Origin of the sequence: Pseudomonas sp. BP11-1-1 (assembly GCF_052112105.1) — a bacterium.
Classification (GTDB): domain Bacteria; phylum Pseudomonadota; class Gammaproteobacteria; order Pseudomonadales; family Pseudomonadaceae; genus Aquipseudomonas; species Aquipseudomonas alvandae.
Window position 1 is genome coordinate 17,544 of the sequence record NZ_JAUTYU010000006.1, and the last position, 16,321, is coordinate 33,864.

At 61.5% G+C, this 16,321-nt stretch carries 14 protein-coding genes; 1 reads left to right on the top strand and 13 read right to left on the bottom strand.

Annotated elements, in window-relative coordinates:
• Positions 1–7 precede the first annotated feature (7 nt).
• The 6 genes from Q7C33_RS14365 to Q7C33_RS14390 are packed head-to-tail and all read right to left on the bottom strand — an operon-like array spanning position 8 to position 6,971.
• Positions 8–934, bottom strand: coding sequence for a hypothetical protein (locus Q7C33_RS14365; protein ID WP_030138906.1), 927 nt, complete (start codon positions 932–934; stop codon positions 8–10).
• Positions 935–954: 20 nt separating this feature from the next.
• Positions 955–2,154: a PAAR-like domain-containing protein gene (locus Q7C33_RS14370; protein WP_407683606.1), complete on the bottom strand. Its 1,200-nt coding sequence runs from the start codon at positions 2,152–2,154 to the stop codon at positions 955–957.
• Entirely contained in the window at positions 2,154–3,194 is a 1,041-nt protein-coding gene (locus Q7C33_RS14375) for a hypothetical protein (RefSeq protein ID WP_323154435.1), read from the bottom strand. The genes Q7C33_RS14370 and Q7C33_RS14375 overlap by 1 nt, the downstream gene beginning before the upstream one ends.
• Positions 3,191–4,303: a DUF2169 family type VI secretion system accessory protein gene (locus Q7C33_RS14380; protein ID WP_407683607.1), complete on the bottom strand. Its 1,113-nt coding sequence runs from the start codon at positions 4,301–4,303 to the stop codon at positions 3,191–3,193. Before Q7C33_RS14380 ends, Q7C33_RS14375 begins: the two co-directional genes overlap by 4 nt.
• A 15-nt stretch (positions 4,304–4,318) precedes the next feature.
• A complete protein-coding gene (locus Q7C33_RS14385; protein WP_030138902.1) occupies positions 4,319–4,777 on the bottom strand; it encodes a DUF6484 domain-containing protein in 459 nt (152 codons plus the stop codon).
• A gap of 16 nt (positions 4,778–4,793) precedes the next feature.
• Positions 4,794–6,971 carry a type VI secretion system Vgr family protein gene (locus tag Q7C33_RS14390; RefSeq protein ID WP_217859488.1) on the bottom strand — a complete coding sequence of 726 codons (2,178 nt, stop codon included), beginning with the start codon at positions 6,969–6,971 and terminating at the stop codon, positions 4,794–4,796.
• Positions 6,972–7,307: 336 nt separating this feature from the next.
• On the opposite strand from Q7C33_RS14390, the gene Q7C33_RS14395 reads away from it, so the two are divergent.
• Entirely contained in the window at positions 7,308–9,161 is a 1,854-nt protein-coding gene (locus tag Q7C33_RS14395; RefSeq protein ID WP_407683608.1) for an ABC transporter ATP-binding protein, read from the top strand.
• Between the two features lie 35 nt (positions 9,162–9,196).
• Here Q7C33_RS14395 and Q7C33_RS14400 read toward each other — a convergent pair whose 3' ends face one another.
• From Q7C33_RS14400 to Q7C33_RS14430, 7 genes are all read right to left on the bottom strand, one after another.
• Positions 9,197–10,375: an MFS transporter gene (locus Q7C33_RS14400; RefSeq protein WP_407683609.1), complete on the bottom strand. Its 1,179-nt coding sequence runs from the start codon at positions 10,373–10,375 to the stop codon at positions 9,197–9,199.
• Positions 10,376–10,444: 69 nt separating this feature from the next.
• Positions 10,445–11,794, bottom strand: coding sequence for an MmgE/PrpD family protein (locus tag Q7C33_RS14405; protein WP_407683610.1), 1,350 nt, complete (start codon positions 11,792–11,794; stop codon positions 10,445–10,447).
• Entirely contained in the window at positions 11,791–12,693 is a 903-nt protein-coding gene (locus tag Q7C33_RS14410) for a polysaccharide deacetylase family protein (protein ID WP_407683611.1), read from the bottom strand. Before Q7C33_RS14410 ends, Q7C33_RS14405 begins: the two co-directional genes overlap by 4 nt.
• Positions 12,686–13,534 carry a polysaccharide deacetylase family protein gene (locus tag Q7C33_RS14415; RefSeq protein WP_030138896.1) on the bottom strand — a complete coding sequence of 283 codons (849 nt, stop codon included), beginning with the start codon at positions 13,532–13,534 and terminating at the stop codon, positions 12,686–12,688. Before Q7C33_RS14415 ends, Q7C33_RS14410 begins: the two co-directional genes overlap by 8 nt.
• Positions 13,535–13,688: 154 nt before the next feature.
• On the bottom strand, positions 13,689–14,513 hold the full coding sequence (locus Q7C33_RS14420; protein WP_030138895.1) for an ABC transporter substrate-binding protein: 825 nt from the start codon (positions 14,511–14,513) through the stop codon (positions 13,689–13,691).
• 39 nt (positions 14,514–14,552) lie between these two features.
• Positions 14,553–15,317: an amino acid ABC transporter ATP-binding protein gene (locus Q7C33_RS14425; protein ID WP_030138894.1), complete on the bottom strand. Its 765-nt coding sequence runs from the start codon at positions 15,315–15,317 to the stop codon at positions 14,553–14,555.
• 11 nt (positions 15,318–15,328) lie between these two features.
• The gene (locus tag Q7C33_RS14430; RefSeq protein ID WP_030138893.1) at positions 15,329–16,207 is read right to left on the bottom strand and encodes an amino acid ABC transporter permease; all 879 of its coding nucleotides are present in this window, start codon (positions 16,205–16,207) and stop codon (positions 15,329–15,331) included.
• Positions 16,208–16,321: the final 114 nt, after the last annotated feature.

Genomic DNA, 16,321 nt, shown 5'->3' on the forward strand with positions numbered 1-16,321 from the left:
CGCCTGATCAGTCAATTTGCAGGCACCGCGTCCAGTTCGAACCATCGAACTCCATGACGTCCTTCGGCCCGATGGACCACATGATCCCGTCGGCTGCGCTCAGGTGGTAACAGGTGCCCGGCGCGTCATCGCCAAAATCGACGGGCTTGAGCGTGTCGCCCTCCAGTCGGTAGACGAAATGGGTGGAAGACACATACAGCTGGCCCTGGAAATATTCCATGCCCCAGAGATCTTCCCGTGTGCTGTCGTGCTCGATCACTTCCCATTGATCATTGCGACCACGCAGCAAGGTCCCGAGCTGGCCGCAAGCATAGGCAAAACCGTCCGGCGCGCAGCGCACCTTATAGAGCGCCAGGTTGGTTGGGCTGTTCTGCTGGGTGAAGACGGCACCGTCATATTTCCAGATTTCGCCTTCCCACCCGACGGTATAGATTTCCTGCTCGCTGAAGCCATCGATGGATTCGAAGCTGGTGTCGGTGATGGGGGTGTCGCCCACCTGGGCGCTCTGGTCGATGCATCGCCATTGATCTTCGCCGTCGCGCACGTAGGCTTGGCGGCAGGTGCCTACGGCGTAGGCGCGACCTTTGGCGATGCCGCGGATTTCGCGAAGGGGGCCGCGTTTTGTCGGGTCGACTCCGCAATTGGCAATGGGCGGCTCTTCCTTGACTGCGCCTCCACCGCTGGCTCGCACCGAGCCGTCCGTGCCGAGCGCCAGGTACCGCTCGGCCGGCACGTGGCAGACCGTTCCGGAACAGGCAAGCCAAGGCACTGTGCCGGAATACCAGGTTCCACGGTCAAGTGTGTACAGAATCGACCCCGTGTAGCCTTCGCTGATTGAAAGGTCATTGGTGGTAATCAGGTAGCTGAGATCCGAATATCGAACGACTCCGGTGCCAATGCTGAGTCCACTGAATCGTCGGTCTAGTGCGTCCATCTTTTGGTTTCCTAATAGGATTAGCGACCGCTATCGCTATTGTTATCGCTTGGGCACATCTCGCTGATGGCTTTGTCTCGTTCGTGTTGGTTACTGGTCATGGAGGCCCGTGCATTGATCGGCTTCTCCTTGCCCGAGCTTTTCGCCTGGTCGTGGTAGTTGTTCAACTGGGCTTCCAGGCATTTCTGGGAACACTTGGAGTCCGGAAAGGTTTTCCTGGCCGCCAAGGCCCCTGTCTTCGTGGCCTTGGCCCTTGGCCATTCGCCTTTCGCGTCGGCCGATCTCAGGGCAACCACTCCACGCCGGGTATGCATCTGGCCATGGGTGGCAGTGGTCTGGTTCGGGCCCTCCACGCACATGACCGGCGCCTTGTCGGTTTCGTATTTGCTCCAGCCTGCTTTTGTCGGGTGCTGGTTCCTGGGCTGGCCCGCGAAGGCCGGGCCGTCGGTAAAGGACGCCGAATCGATCAGGTGATCTCCGGTTTGTCCCGGGCAACATCTGTTGGGCTTGTACGGGGCGAGAAAACAGCGCAGGGCCTTTTGGCAACGATCGGCGTTGATGGTCTTGGCCAACGAGGAGTACTCCTTCAGAACGCCGGTATGGGCGGCCATGTACGCAGGATCGTCCGAAAATCCATCGCCCGCTTTCTTCTTGGCGGTATTACGCGTCTTGAGTGCGTCTTTCAGCGTTTTGGTATCCGGGCAGACCACTTTTTTATCGGTGTCGCATGCCTTTTTCAGCCGTTTCCTTTCCCCCTCGCATTGCGCCAGGCCCTCGGCGATTTCCATTCTGTCCGAATAAGGCCAAGGCACTGTATTGCCGGGTTGGGATGCGTGGTTATGGGTGGTCAGGTCCATGTGTCGGACGACGTTCTTGCCCTCGTACTTCACATCCATCGACCAAGAGGTGAAATACACCTTGCCCTTGTTCCGGCTGGTGACAATGCCTTTTTTAGGCGCATTCCCAGCCTCGTCGCCATAGCTGGTCTTGAAGTAGCTCTTGTCCTTGAGCATCACTTCCTTGCCAGTGATCTTCACCGTTCGGGTGCCTTTGGTCGTGTCCTTGGCCATGCCCGTGTTGGGGTAGGGAATGGGCACGCCCAGCGGGGTGGGCGGCGCCTGGGGCGGGGTGAAGCACACGTCTGGAAAACAGGCGATGGATTTGCCGTCCGCCGCCTTGCAGGAAACCTCCATGTTGTTGGCAAACACTTCGTTGGCCATCAGGCAGCCCTCACGATCCGGTAGCTGAGCAGCGCGGCGGCGCGTTCGCCGGCGTCGTTGCCAAGGTGGCAGAAGATGTTCGGCCCTTCGCCATAACCCTTGCGACTGGCGGCCAGCGCCACGGCAAGCATCGCCGGGCCGATGGCAGCGCCCACCTCGCCGATGCAGTCGGCCGGGTGCCAGAGATGGAAGAATTCCTTGCGCACCCGCAGGCTGCGGCTCAGGGCCAGCGACGCCTCCTTGAAGTAATACTGTTCGCCGGAAATGTCCGTCAGGCGGTAATCCATCTGTTCGAGCCCGCAGCCGGCTTCTCCCAATGCCACGCGCACGGCTTGGGTCAGGCCTTCGGCACGCAATGGCAGGTCTTCGGATTCCACCGTGGCCGGTTCCACACCGAAACCCAGGCCGATGCAGGTCAGTTGCGGCGCTTCTGCGGCGATGGGAGCGGCCAGCACCACCGCTGCGGCGCCTTCGCCGGGGATGAAACCATTGGAGTTTTCGCTGGTGAGCAAGCGTTCGCGTTGCTCGAAGGCGGCCAGGGTAGGGCCGCAAAGCAGCGAATCGACGCCAGCGACCAGCACGTGGCGATGACCGTCCTGGTAGATCAATGTCCGCGCATTGAGCAGGGCCACGGCCGCACTGACCCGGCCCCTCGGAATAATGATGGAGTCGGGATGAAAACGCAGGCCCAGCTCAGCCTCGATGTCATGCAAGAGCGCCATGTCGAGGCCGTTCAGGCGCCCGGGACGCTCGGCTTCAGCCACGCCCAGCAACAGCGGAATCTTTTCCGGCGAAATCCCAGGAAGGCTTTGTAACGCCTCGGCGATGGCGAGCGCGGCCATCTTGATCAGCTTCGTGCGGCCGCGCCAGGGTTGTTCCAACGGCACGCTGGCGCCGATGATCCACTCGCCGGCGCGGTCGATGAAACGGGTTTCCTGGAAGTGGTCGATGGCACAGCGAATTGCCGCGCAGCTCGCCGGAGCGCTTAGGCCGACGGCACTGACCATCCCCGAGCCGATGATGCACAGGGCGGCCATCAGTGCGCGTCCTCGGCAGCCCGTTTGGCTTTGACCAGGGCATCGAGCGACGGGTAGTAATCCTTGCCGAGTCCACGAGCACGCCACCAGGCCTTGGGCATGGTGCCGACGAGCACTTGGGCAATCTCAAAAATGTTGCGCCGCAGCGGACGGGCGATGCGCCAGGTCAACTGCACCTGGCGGGCATCGGTGTCGATCAGCAGGGTGTCGATCAGCGCCGGCACCGTTTCATGAAGGCCTTCCTTGCGGAAAAAGGTCACCGGCACGTCCATCTGGGGAATGCGAAAACTTGTTCGTTCCTGCGGGGTCAGGTTCAGCAACAGCACCTCTTCGCCGCCGCGCAAGTAATCGGTTTGCTGATCGATAGGCGCGGCCTGGAAGTAACGGTTATCGAAATCCGTTGGCAAGAACGGAAAGCTGTCAGCCAACCATGCATCGTCATAGGTGCCTGCAAAACGGGCGCGTTGTGGCCAACTGCGGCCAATGGGACCGAGGGCCATCGGGTGGAAGTCGCCGGACGGCGAGTCGATGGGCTTGCCCAGCTCCTCTGTGTTGGGCATTGGCCTGCCGACTATGTCGATGTCATCGGTGCCGCCTGGGTACCAACCGCAACCGCTCGGGTTCTGCGGATGGCAATCAAGCATTTCCGGCATGTTCGCGAGGGTGCGGGAGCCACCGAAGGCTTGGGCGTAGGTGATGTCCTGCTCCGTAAAAGCCAGGGGTTCACCGGGCGACAGGCCCATCAATCCCGGCTGCCATTGCCGTGGGCCCAGCACCGAAAAGGCTTTGCTGACCCGGCCGACACGAAGGCCTGCCGTCAACTGGGGCACGGGCCGTCCACCCGGCGCATAGGCTTTGCCACACACCAGCACATCGCAGAATGGCTTGAACGGGGCGAAGTCCATTTCCTGGCATGGGGCGCTGAGGCCCGGCTCGCCGAGAAAGGTGTCAGCCATCAGCAAGGGTTGCTGAATGTCTGCAAGGGTCGCGGCACGGCCATCCAGCGGCAGATCGAACGTGCCCTTGGCCACGACGACCAAGGATTCGCGGCCGTCAGGTGCCATGCCCAGGGTATAGGCGACTTGCAGTTGGCTGGCGTTGAGCAGTTCCATCGCGCGACTACCTGTCTAGTTGATCTGCACCGAACCGCCCTTGATGCGGTTGACCCCGCTGGAGCGACTGGAGAGGTAGGTGCCGCGGATGATCACCTTGCCCGCACGGGTCAGGGTGATGCTGGCCTTGCCACAGCGCAGGACGATTTCCCGCTCCGCGCAGAACTCCAGGCGCTCGCCGTCCAGGTGGGCCACGGCGGGCACCGCAGTATCCGGCAAGCGCTGGATGCGACCGATCACCAGCGGCCGGGCAAGGTCGCCGGCCTCGAACATCAAGGCGACCTGGACACCAATGTCCTCCCGCGTCAGCGGCGTGGTAGTGCGCGCGACGAGGCCCGCATCGGCGGGGCAGCCGGGGAAAGCAACCACCGGGGCCTGTGCCGTGGGCACATCCAGCAGCACGCCAATCACCACGCCGTCGACGCGCACCGAAGGGGCAGTGGAGGATTGCGGAAAATGATATTCAACGCTCATGACGCCCACTCCGTGGCTAGTTCTGCAGGATCTTCTGGCCTTTGACGACCACGTTCTTGTTGGCCTTGATGTTGATGGCACCGGAGCCGTCGATGGTGATGTTCTTGCCGCTGATCACAATGCTGCCGTCTTTTTTCAGGGTGATGCTGGCCGCGCCCGTGGTCAGGCTGATCGAGTCGCCGGCGTTGAGGGAGAAATGCTTGCCCACGTCCAGGCTGTCGTTCTGCTTGATGCCGGTGCTGCGGTTTTGCGCGACGTCCCGGGATTCGTTCTGGCCGATCCGCGTGCCCTGGTTGCCATTGATCTCGATTCCTTCGTTGCCCTGGACCGTCTCGTTGCGGTTGCCAGAGATGCCGATGGTCTCGTTGCCACCGACGTCTTCCGTGCGATTGCTGGCGATGCTGATTTTCTCGTTGGCGCCGACCTTTTCCGTGCGGTCCGCACCGATGGTGATGGTCTCGTTGTTGCCAACGCGCTCGGTGCGATTGGCGCCTATGGTGATCTTCTCGTCATTGCCGACGTCCTCGGTACGGTCGACGCCGATGGAAATCGTTTCGTTGTTGTCGACCCTTTCCGTGCGGTCGTGTTTGACGCGTACGGTCTCGTCATTGTCGATGGTTTTGCTGCGGTCATGCCCGACCCAGTGGGTCTCGTCGTTCTCGACCTCGATGTCCTGGTTCTTCTCGGCATGGATGAACAGTTGCTCCGCACCTTTCTTGTCTTCCATGCGGATTTCATTGAAGTTGGCCTGGGTGCCGTCCTTGCTTGAGCGGCTTTTCACCCCGCTCTGGGTGGCATTGGCCGGCAACTTGTAGGGCACCGTCTGCTCGGCGTTATAGACGCGGCCGGTGATGATCGGCCGGTCCGGATCCCCTTCGAGGAAGCTGACGATGACTTCCTGGCCGATCCTCGGAATCTGCACCGAACCCCAATTCTTGCCGGCCCAGGCCTGGGATACGCGAATCCAGCAGGAGCTGTTTTCGTTGGACTGGTCATGGCGGTCCCAATGGAAATGCACTTTGACCCGGCCGTATTGGTCGGTCCAGATTTCCTCCCCACCGGGTCCGACCACCACGGCAGTCTGGGGGCCGCGAACGATGGGCATGGGTGTGAGGGGCAGGGGACGGAAGACCTGGCTGGCATCCATGCAGTCCAGTTCGCTGACGAACTGTTCGGCCAGGTCCGGTTGGCCGCTTTCATAGGCCTCCTGGCGGATCTGATAGCGGGCGATGACCACCAGGTATTCGCGGTTCTGGTCCGCGCGGTCGTAGCCGGTCAGCGTGAACAAATGGCCGCAGCCCAGCCCGCGGGCGCGACCGCGCAACTGCACGCGCTCGAACTGGCTGTGAATGGCTTCGATACGGGTACGCGCGTAGTGGTCGCCGTCGTTGCTTTGGACGTATTCACCGGGATAGTCATAGAGCGGGTACTCGCCGTTAGTGTGATTGCGCGGCACACTGGAACGCACCTCGAGGCTGGCGCGGGGGCGCAAAAAGTCGTAGTCGTTCAGCGCCAGCGAACCAGGCTGCACCTCCCGGGCCATTTGCCAATCATAAAAATGATCGCGCTCGCGCATCTGCCGATCGGGCGGGTAGAAGGGCACCGAGGCATAGTCCGCCGCCGTGGAGTGCGCGCCGTAGGCATCGGCCAGGACCAGCACATGACGGGCCTTCTCATGGCGAAAGTAGTAATAAATGCCTTCCTGCTCCATCAGCCGGCTGACGAAGTCGAAGCTGGTCTCGCGGTACTGCACGCAGTATTCCCACTCGCGGTAGCTACCGCTCAGGCTGTCTTCGAAGTCCGAGAAACCGAGGTCACGGAACACTTGCTTGATGATGTCCGGCACGGTCTTGTTCTGGAAAATCCGGCAATCGGAGGTGCGCGTGAGCAGCCAGAACCAAGGACGCAGGCTGACGCGGTAACCGGCGAATTGGCCGTGCCCCGTCAACTGCCGACAATTGCTGACGATGCCGTGGAAGTAGCGTTTGCCGCCGTCGTATAGCTCGAGGGTCAGGCCCATCGGCTTGCCGAGCAACTGGTCGAACTGGATCGCGCGGTTTTCCGAGGTGAGGTCCAATTCGTAGTGGAACAACCGCCCCAGCTCTTCACTGCCATCCATGCCTTGCAACAACAGGGTGTCCGCGCCGAGGGGACTGTCGACCTGGACCAGGCGATTGTTCTGGGTGATTGCCATCACGGCTTCCAAGATGCGCGGATCACTGCAATGGGCCCGGTGCCCGGTCGCAACGGCTCGGTTGTCAGGTGGGCGGCGTGCAGGAACGTGGCGTTTTGATCAAATCGAAGAACATCCACCACAGAGGTGATCTCCCTATCAGTCTCGAATCATTCAAGGCGCGCACGCAAAACTCCTTTTACGTGCAGATGGCATGTGGAATTGGTTATAGCAGTCATTCCTGGAAACTGCCTATAGGACGGATGACCTAGGCATATAAGCTGATGGCCCCTCGAAAGTCCTCAAATCCATCGTTAAATGCCAGAATCTCCCTGTCAGATCGTTTTGGAGATCACCATGCTTCACGCATTCGAACAACGGCTCGACCCTTTCCCGCCCGACGAAGTCCCACCGCCACCCGACGGTCTGGCCCGGTTCCTGTGGGCCTGCACCCGGGGCGCTCGCGGTTACATCCTGGCGTTCGCGCTGCTCAGCGCCGGTGTGTCGATCTACGAAGCCTGGCTGTTTTCTTTCCTCGGGCAAGTGGTGGACCTGCTTTCCACCTGGCAGTCAGGTGGCGATGTGGCCGGGCAGGAAAGCCGGGTGTTGTGGGGGATCGGCATCATGCTGGTCACCAGCATTGGCCTGGTCGCGTTGCGCACGATGGTCCAGCACCAGGTCTTGGCGATCAACCTGCCGTTGCGGCTGCGCTGGGATTTTCATCGGCTGATGCTGCGACAAAGCCTTTCGTTCTTCTCCGACGAGTTCTCCGGCCGGGTCACCACCAAAGTGATGCAGACGGCGCTGTCGGTGCGCGAGGTGCTGTTCACCCTCATCGAGATCATTCCCGGGATCGGCGTTTACTTCATCGCAATCATCGCGTTGGCTGGCGGCTTTGATTTGAAGTTGATGCTGCCTTTCATTGCCTGGGTGGTCTTGTTCGGTGTTGCCATGCGCTACTTCGTGCCGCGCCTGGAGAAAGTCGGGCAGGAACAGGCCAATGCGCGGTCGTCGATGACCGGGCGTATCTCCGACGCCTACACCAACATCACCACGGTGAAGCTATTCTCCCATTCCAAGCGCGAAGCCCATTTCGCCCGCGCCGCCATGGAGGATTTCAAGCAGACCGGTTTTCGCCAGATGCGCCTGGTCAGCCAGTTCGAGATCGTCAATCAGGCATTGGTGGTCGCGTTGATCATGGGCTCAGGCGGTTATGCCCTGTGGCTGTGGCATCAAGGCGAAGTGGGCACTGGCGCCGTCGCGGCGATTACGGCCATGGCGTTGCGCATCAATGGCATGTCGCACTGGATCATGTGGCAAATGACCTCGCTGTTCGAGAACATCGGCACCGTGCAGGATGGCATGGCGACCCTCACCCGTGGCCCCAAGGTGCAAGATAAACCAGACGCCGGCGTGCTGGTCACCACCGGTGGCGCGGTGACCTTCGACAACGTGAGCTTCAACTACAACGGCGAACGCCAGGTCCTCGATGGATTGAGCCTGAGCATTCGCCCGGGCGAAAAAATCGGCCTGGTGGGACGCTCCGGTGCCGGAAAATCAACGCTGATCAACCTGCTGCTACGCTTCTACGACGTGGACAGCGGCGAGATCCGGATCGACGGGCAGAACATTGCCCATATCACCCAGGACAGCCTGCGCAGCGCCATCGGCATGGTCACCCAGGACACATCGCTGCTGCACCGGTCCATCCGTGACAACATCGCCTATGGCCGACCTGACGCGACGGACGAACAAATCCGCAGTGCCGCTGCCAGCGCCCAAGCCGATGGATTCATCAATCAACTGAGCGACAAGCAAGGCCACTCCGGCTACGACACCCTCGTCGGTGAGCGTGGCATCAAGCTTTCCGGCGGCCAGCGCCAACGCATCGCCATCGCCCGGGTGATGCTCAAGAATGCCCCGATCCTGCTGCTGGACGAGGCCACCAGCGCACTGGACTCAGAAGTCGAAGTGGCAATCCAGGAAAGCCTCGATGAAATGATGAAGGGCAAGACCGTGATCGCCATTGCGCATCGCTTGTCGACGATCGCGGCCATGGACAGGCTCATCGTCATGGATGAGGGGCGCATCATCGAGCAAGGCACCCACGCCGAATTGCTTGGGAAGAATGGGACTTATGCGCGGCTTTGGCATCACCAGAGTGGCGGATTCCTGGGTGAGGATCAGGGTGTGGTTGAGGCGGTGGAGTAGGCGAGGGCGCTAGCCCCGTTTACCTGGCCAGCACATCACTTCTGCACAACCGCCACCCGACGACCGCTCAGGTAACACAGCAGCCCACCCATGGCGGTCAATGCGCTCAAGGCATAGAACATGGTCGGGGCCGGGGTGTGCAGCAGCAGGTAGCCGCAGATCACCGGACTCAGCGCGCCACCGAGGGCTGCGAGGTTTTGCGCGCCGTAGTAGCTGCCGCGCAGTTCTTCCGGGGCCAGGGTGTCGACGAACAGGAACTCGGCTGGGTAGATGATCATCTCACCGAGGGTGAAGATGAACATGGCCACGCACCAGGTCAGCATGTCGTCCGCCAGGCTGAAGCCGACCAGGCCCAGAATGAACAGGCCGGTGCCCGCGGCGATCCAATAGCGCAGCTTCTCGCGGTCGAGGAACCGACCGATCTGGTATTGCAGCAGGATGACCGTAATGGCGTTGCAGGCGAGCAGGGCGGCCATGATTTGCAGCGCGCGTTTGGAATCGTGGGTCACCAGCAGGTACTGCGACAGATAGAGCGTGAAGCGACCGTGTACCACGGTGCTGAGCAGGCAACCGCCGGTGAACATGATCAGGGTGCGGTCGTTTTTCAGGGTCTTCAATGTCTTGAGAAAACTGGGCGGTGGCGCAAGGGCCGGTTTTGACGCTGCGTCGCTGGGGATGCCGGTCATCAGGAAGATGCTCGCAAACGCGATACCGCCGGCGATAAGGAAGGGCGCGATCGGATAGACGCCGGCAATTACCACGCCGAGCATGGGGCCGGTGGCGTAGCCGATGTTGGTCAGGGTGTAGCGCAGGGAAAACGCCTTGGCGCGCTGGCCGATGGGCAGGTTTTCGCTGAGGATCGCTTTGGAGCCGATCAGGAACAATGCGGACGCCGTCTCGGTGATGACGACGGTCAGGGTAGTCAGGTAGAGGTTTTCGGCAAAAGTCAGCAGGACGAAGCCGATGGCGCTGGAGAGCATCGCCAGGATCAGCAACCGGCGCTTTTCCAGGCGGTCGATGATGTAGCCGCCGTAGAGGGCCAACAGGGTGGCGGTGAACACCGCGATGCCGAGCAGCAAGCCGACGTCCTGTTGGTCCAGGCCCAACTTGTCGCTCAGGAACAGCGTGAGCAAAGGGCTGGTAATGGCGCGGCTGACGACGATGGTCAGTGACACGATCATCAAGCGTCGAATAACGAGCGAGTAAGTGGCCACGGTGATGCAAATGTCCTTATTCAGATGTTGGCGTGCGCCGCGATGATCCGCGAACCGGGGCCAGAGTAATCAAGCCAGCCACCGTTCCAGTGTGCGAACGGATTCCAGCTGTTCAATGCAGCGCAGTTCTTCCATCAGTCCAGCCGCCTGCTCCGGTGGCATCACCCGCGTCGCCAGGTCGAGAAACTTCTCCTCCAGGGCCACATCATCCAGTGGATTGCCTGGCGCACCCAATGGCACGTCTACGCACAGGCTCGCCTGCCGACCGTCCACGGTCCGCAGCGTGACCACCGGCTCGCCATCCTCGGACAGTCGCGGGTCAACTTCAAGGTGGATGCGCGACATCCATTGGCCCATGCGTGGATGGTTGCGTTGCAGGTCGTCGTAGGCCTGCAACCGGCAATGCCCTTGCACCAGTCGCGCGGCCAAGGCATACGGCAGGCTCATTTGCGCGCCGGCAAGGGTAGTGACATCTCGGCCGCCACACATGTCGTGCAGAAATCCGCTCAGCGAAACGTGTATGTCTTCAACCTGGTCGAGTCGCACGTTCAATTGACCCAGCAGCAGGCCCAGGGCGTCGATGGCCGAATGCGTGCCTCGGCACGACGCGTAGGGTTTGATCGAGCAGCGGGCGAGCTTCCAGACCACGCCGAGACCTGCATCCAGCGCTTCGGGCGTTGACGTTGCCGGAGCCAGGGTTTTCAGGAAACCACCCCAGACGTCGTCGAACAATTGCGTCGGGCCGGTGATGCCTTGCTGGGCAAATCGCGCTGCCAGCAGGCCACCTTCCGCGGCACGTCCGCTGTGCAGTTTCTTGCTTTGCGAGCCGTCATGGATGAACGCCCACAAGCCGCCGCTGAAACTGCCGGCAATGCCCAGGGCCGCAGAGGTCTGGCGCACATCCAGGCCGAGGATGCGTGCGCAGGCGGCGGCTGCCCCGAACACGCCGCAGGTTGCGGTGGAATGCCAACCGGCGCCGTTGTGGGCGGAATAACCGCCGCAGGCTTCGAGCACCCGACGGCCCACTTCGTAGCCGATCACTACGGCATTGATGAATTCGCGACCACTTACAGGCTGGGAAAGCAGTGTCATTGCCGCCATCACTGCTGGCAGGACGACCGCACCGGAGTGATCGCAACCACCGGTGTCGTCCAGCTCCAGGGCATGGGCGGCGACGCCGTTGAGCATCGCCGCCTGAGACGCGCAAACCTTCACGCCAGTGCCCCAGACCGGGACTTCTCCTGCTTCACCGACGAAGACCTTGCGGGCCTGTTCGGCGACACCGCTGTCGGCGCCGGCCAGCGCGGCGCCGAAGGTATCAAGGATGTGCCGCTGGGCTTGTGCCACCAACGCAGGCGGTAAGTCTTCGAATCGCAGGTCCACGCAGAATTGCGCCAGGCGTAGCAAACGTTCGCTCATGAAAGATAGCCCCCTGAAACATCGCCCCGATAATGCCGCTCATAAACCGACGCCGGATGGTCCTCGGCCACCGGCGCTGCGGTTGCTGCCCACCACTGCGCGACCTCGGCGCCCGTGGCGATCCACACGTCATCGTGTTGTTGGATGCCCTTGATCAATTCACGCAGCACGCCGATCCGTCCTGGCGTGGCGATGATTTCCGGGTGCAGGCGAAGCACGTAGCAAAGGCCAAACCGGTGGAACCCGGCGAAGTCCATCTGCAGGTTGCCCAAGGTGTGGCTGTAGGAGGCGATCCGCGATTGTGCGGGTGGCACCGCCGGGCTCAGGTTGAAGGCGAAGTAGGGCTCGTCTTCGAGCTCATAATGCAGCGGCACCTCGATCACGCCAGGTGCAGTCGGGTGGGCGAATGGCAAGTCATCGCCGCGCCACGACGAGGACCAGCGAATGCCCTGGTCTTTCAAGGCCTCGATGAACCCCGGCGCGCCATTGCCCGCCGGGAGGCGAAAGCCGACCGGGCGCTGGCCGGTCAGCCTGGCCAGGGTTTCGCAGCCCTTGGCGATGTCGTCGCTTTGCGCCGCCAGGTCCAGTGTGTCGTAGTCCTTATGGCGATAGCCGGCGCAGGCGACTTCATGGCCGTCGGCCAGGATCGCCTGGATGTGCCCGGGGTTTTCCTCGGCAACGATACCGGGAACGAACCAACTGCTGGGGACGCCGAGCTCCTTGAACACGCCGAGCAATCGCTCCACGCCACGTTGCGTGCCGTAGCGCCACACTGACAGGGTCTTGTCGCGCCCGGCGACTTCCGGGGCCTGGGTGAGAATGCCGTGGATGTCGTTGTAATCCACGGTCAGCACCACGGCGCAGCGATGGCCGTTCGGCCAGATTGGCGAATCAGCCATGATGATGCTCCTTGAGCCACCACTGGGCGACGTCACGGCAGGTGGCGAACCACACGTCATCGCGGGTGCGCATGTGTTCGAAGAGTTTTTCCAGCAGCAGGATGCGGCCCGGCTTGCCGGTAATCTTGGGGTGGAAGAGGGTGGTCAGGCATAAGCCTTCGTCCATGGCGCCGTCGTATTCGCGGCACCAGTTATCCAGGGTCAGCGCGTAACTCGCCGTGCGATCCAGCCCGGAAGGGAAGTTCGGCGCGCGGGTGTAGGCCAGGGAGGCGTAGTCGTCCATTTCCCAGCGGCCGGGGATTTCCACCAGCGGCCTATCGAACCCCGGCACGTTCACCAGGTACGGCCGGTCATCGCCGCGCATGCTGCTGGAGTAGGTCACACCGGCCTCGACCAGCATGGCCGGGGTTTCGGCGCGCCAGTCGCCGGACGGCGTACGGAAGCCTTCGGCGCGGATATTCAAGTGCTTCCAGAACACCTCGCGAGAAATGTTCATCACGTCCTTTTGCTGTTCCAGCGTCAAGGCGTAGAACGATTCGTGCTTGTAGCCGTGATATGCCACCTCATGGCCGCGCTCGACGATCGCCTGGCACTGTTTGGGCCAGTTCTCCACGACCCAGGCCGGGACGAAGAATGTCGTCGGGATACGGAACTCATCCAGCAGATCGAGCAAGCGTGGCAGCGCCCGGTAAGGCCCGTAGCCGCCGAAGCCGAAGTATTCGGGCTTGCGCCAGATCGAGCCGTTGAGCATGGCATCACCGGTCGGGCCATCGAGATCGAAGGCCAGGGCGAGGCAGGCTTTGTAGTTGTCAGGCCAGGTGGGTTGGGTTGAGGAGGACATCTGTAGTGCTCCAATAATCTTTCAAATACACAACCCATCCCTGTGGGAGCGAGCTTGCTCGCGATGAAGCCGGCACATTCAACATCTGCGCCGGCTGATACACCGCTTTCGCGAGCAAGCTCGCTCCCACATTGGATTCAGGTTGCCTGCGCTATCACTTCCCGGCGTTGATCGTCACCGTCTTGATCGCACCCAGCTCCAAGTCCCACTTCTTGAGAATCACCTGGTAGCTGCCGTCATCGATCATGCTTTGCAGCGCAACCTTCACTGCCTCGCTGAGCTCAGGTTTCTTCTTGCTCACGCCCATCCCGCTGTACTGCTCGGAGATTGGCAGGCCCACGGTCTTGTACATGTCCTTTTCCTGGGTCTTGAGGTACGGCAGGGTTTCGCTGCCTTGCATGGCCGCGTCGATGCGGCTCTGGCGCAGTTGCGCACGGGCATCGGCCGAGCCTTCGGTGCCGATCACATTGATCGCGGGCTTGCCGGCGGCTTCACAGTTGGCCTTGCTCCACGCGGCGATTTCCGCCGGGAAGTTGGTGCGGCGGCTGGTACCGACTTTCTTGCCGCACAGGTCGACGATCTCGTTGGTGTCCTTGTTTTTCTGCAAGGTGTAGAACTGCGGGCCGCTGGTGAAATAATCGATGAAGGTCACGCTGGCCTGACGCTCGGCGGTGTCGGTCATGCCCGACAGCACCATGTCCACGCGGTCGGTCGTCAGGGCGTTGATCATCTGTTCGAAGCCGGTTTCCTGCCATTTGATCTTCACGCCCAGGCGCTCCGCCAGGGCATTGCCCAGGTCGTAGTCAAAGCCGGTGAGGGTGTTGGTGGCCGGGTCCTTGAAGTCCATCGGCGGGTAGTTCGGCATGATCGCTACGACGATCTCGCCCTTGGCCTTGATGCTGGCCGGCAATTCGGCCGCGAAGGCGAAGCCTGAGGCCATGACGCTTGCGAGTACTGCGGGAATGATGAAGTTCTTCATGGTCGTTCTCTTATGAGTGTTGTGAGCGCCAACCGGCGCTTAGGTTCGAACGGCAGAAATGAAGCTCTGGGTGCGAGGGTTTTGCGGACTTATTAGTATTTCTTCGGGGCTTCCAGCCTCCACGATCTGTCCTTCGTCCATGAACACCATGCGGTTGGAAACCTCGCGGGCGAAGCCCAGTTCATGGGTGACGACGATCATGGTCATGCCGGTCTGCGCGAGATCGCGCATCACCGACAGCACCTCACCGACCAGTTCCGGGTCGAGTGCCGAAGTGGGTTCATCGAACAGCATCAGCTTGGGCCGCATGGCCAGCGCGCGGGCAATGGCAACGCGTTGTTGCTGGCCGCCCGACAGTTCGATCGGGTAGCTGTTGCGCTTGTCGGCCAGGCCCACGCGGGCGAGTAATTCCAGGGCTTCTTCATTCGCCTCTTTCGGGGAGCGCTTGAGCACCTGGCACGGCCCTTCGATGATGTTCTGCAGCACAGTCATGTGCGGGAACAGGTTGAAACGCTGGAACACCATGCCGGTGGACAGGCGCTGGCGCGCCACTTGCGTTTCGTTGAGTTCGTGCAGCTTGTTGCCGACGATCCGGTAACCCACCAGTTCGCCGTCGACCCACAAGCCGCCCTTGTCGATTTTTTCCAGTTGGTTGACGCAGCGCAGCAAGGTGCTCTTGCCCGAACCCGACGGACCAATGATGCACAACACTTCGCCTTGCTCGACTTCGATGTCGATGTCCTTCAGCGCGTGGAACTGGTCGTAATATTTGTTCAGGCCCACGGCCTTGACGATGCTTCTCATGTGGGGGCTCCTCAAGAACGCTTGCCGGCGCCGCGGGCGAAACGACGCTCCAGGCGGCTTTGGCCAAAGGACAGGACGGTGACGGTGGCCAGGTACCAGATCCCGGCGACGATCAGCAGCTCCATCACGCGGGCGTTGGCGTAGTAGATGTTCTGGGCGTTGTAGAGCAGTTCCGAGTACTGGATGACGCTCGCCAGCGAGGTCATCTTGACCATGCTGATGAACTCGTTGCCCACCGGCGGGATGATGATGCGCATGGCCTGGGGCAGGATGATCCGGCGCAGCGCTTGCAGGCGCGGCATGCCGATGGACTTGGCGGCTTCGTATTGCCCGGTGTCCACCGAGAGCAGGCCGGCGCGCACCACTTCGGCGGTGTAGGCGCCCTGGTTGATGCTCAAGCCAAACAGCGCAGCCACGAACGGCGTCATCAGGCTCACGGTGTCCATCTCGAACAGGCCGGGGATGCCGATGGTGGGGAAGATCAGCGCCAGGTTGAACCACAACAGCAGTTGCAGGATCAGTGGGGTGCCGCGAAACAGCCAGGTATAGGTCAACGCCACGTAACGCAGGATGGGGTTGGCCGACATGCGCATGATCGCGGTGATCACGCCGAACACGATACCCAGCGCCATCGCCAGCACCGCCATGACGATGGTGTTGAGCAAGCCCCACATGATCGCTTGGGAGGTCAGGAACTGGCCGATGTAGGACCACTCGATCTTGCCTTCGGCGAAGGCGCGCACCAGGCCGATGAGTGCGATGACGATCACCGTGGCGAAGAAGATCCGTCCGTAGTAGCGCCGGGGCACATGGTCGTACTGGGTGATGTCGAACTGGTTTTCCGCCAGCTTGCGCTCCGCCTGGAGTCGTTCTGCCTGTGTCTGGCTCATGTTGGTTCTCCGTACTTGGTTTCGCCGCCATCACTGTGGGAGCGAGCTTGCTCGCGATAGCGGTGGATCAGCCAAGTTGATGTTGAAAGTGAAACCGTAATCGCGAGCAAGCTC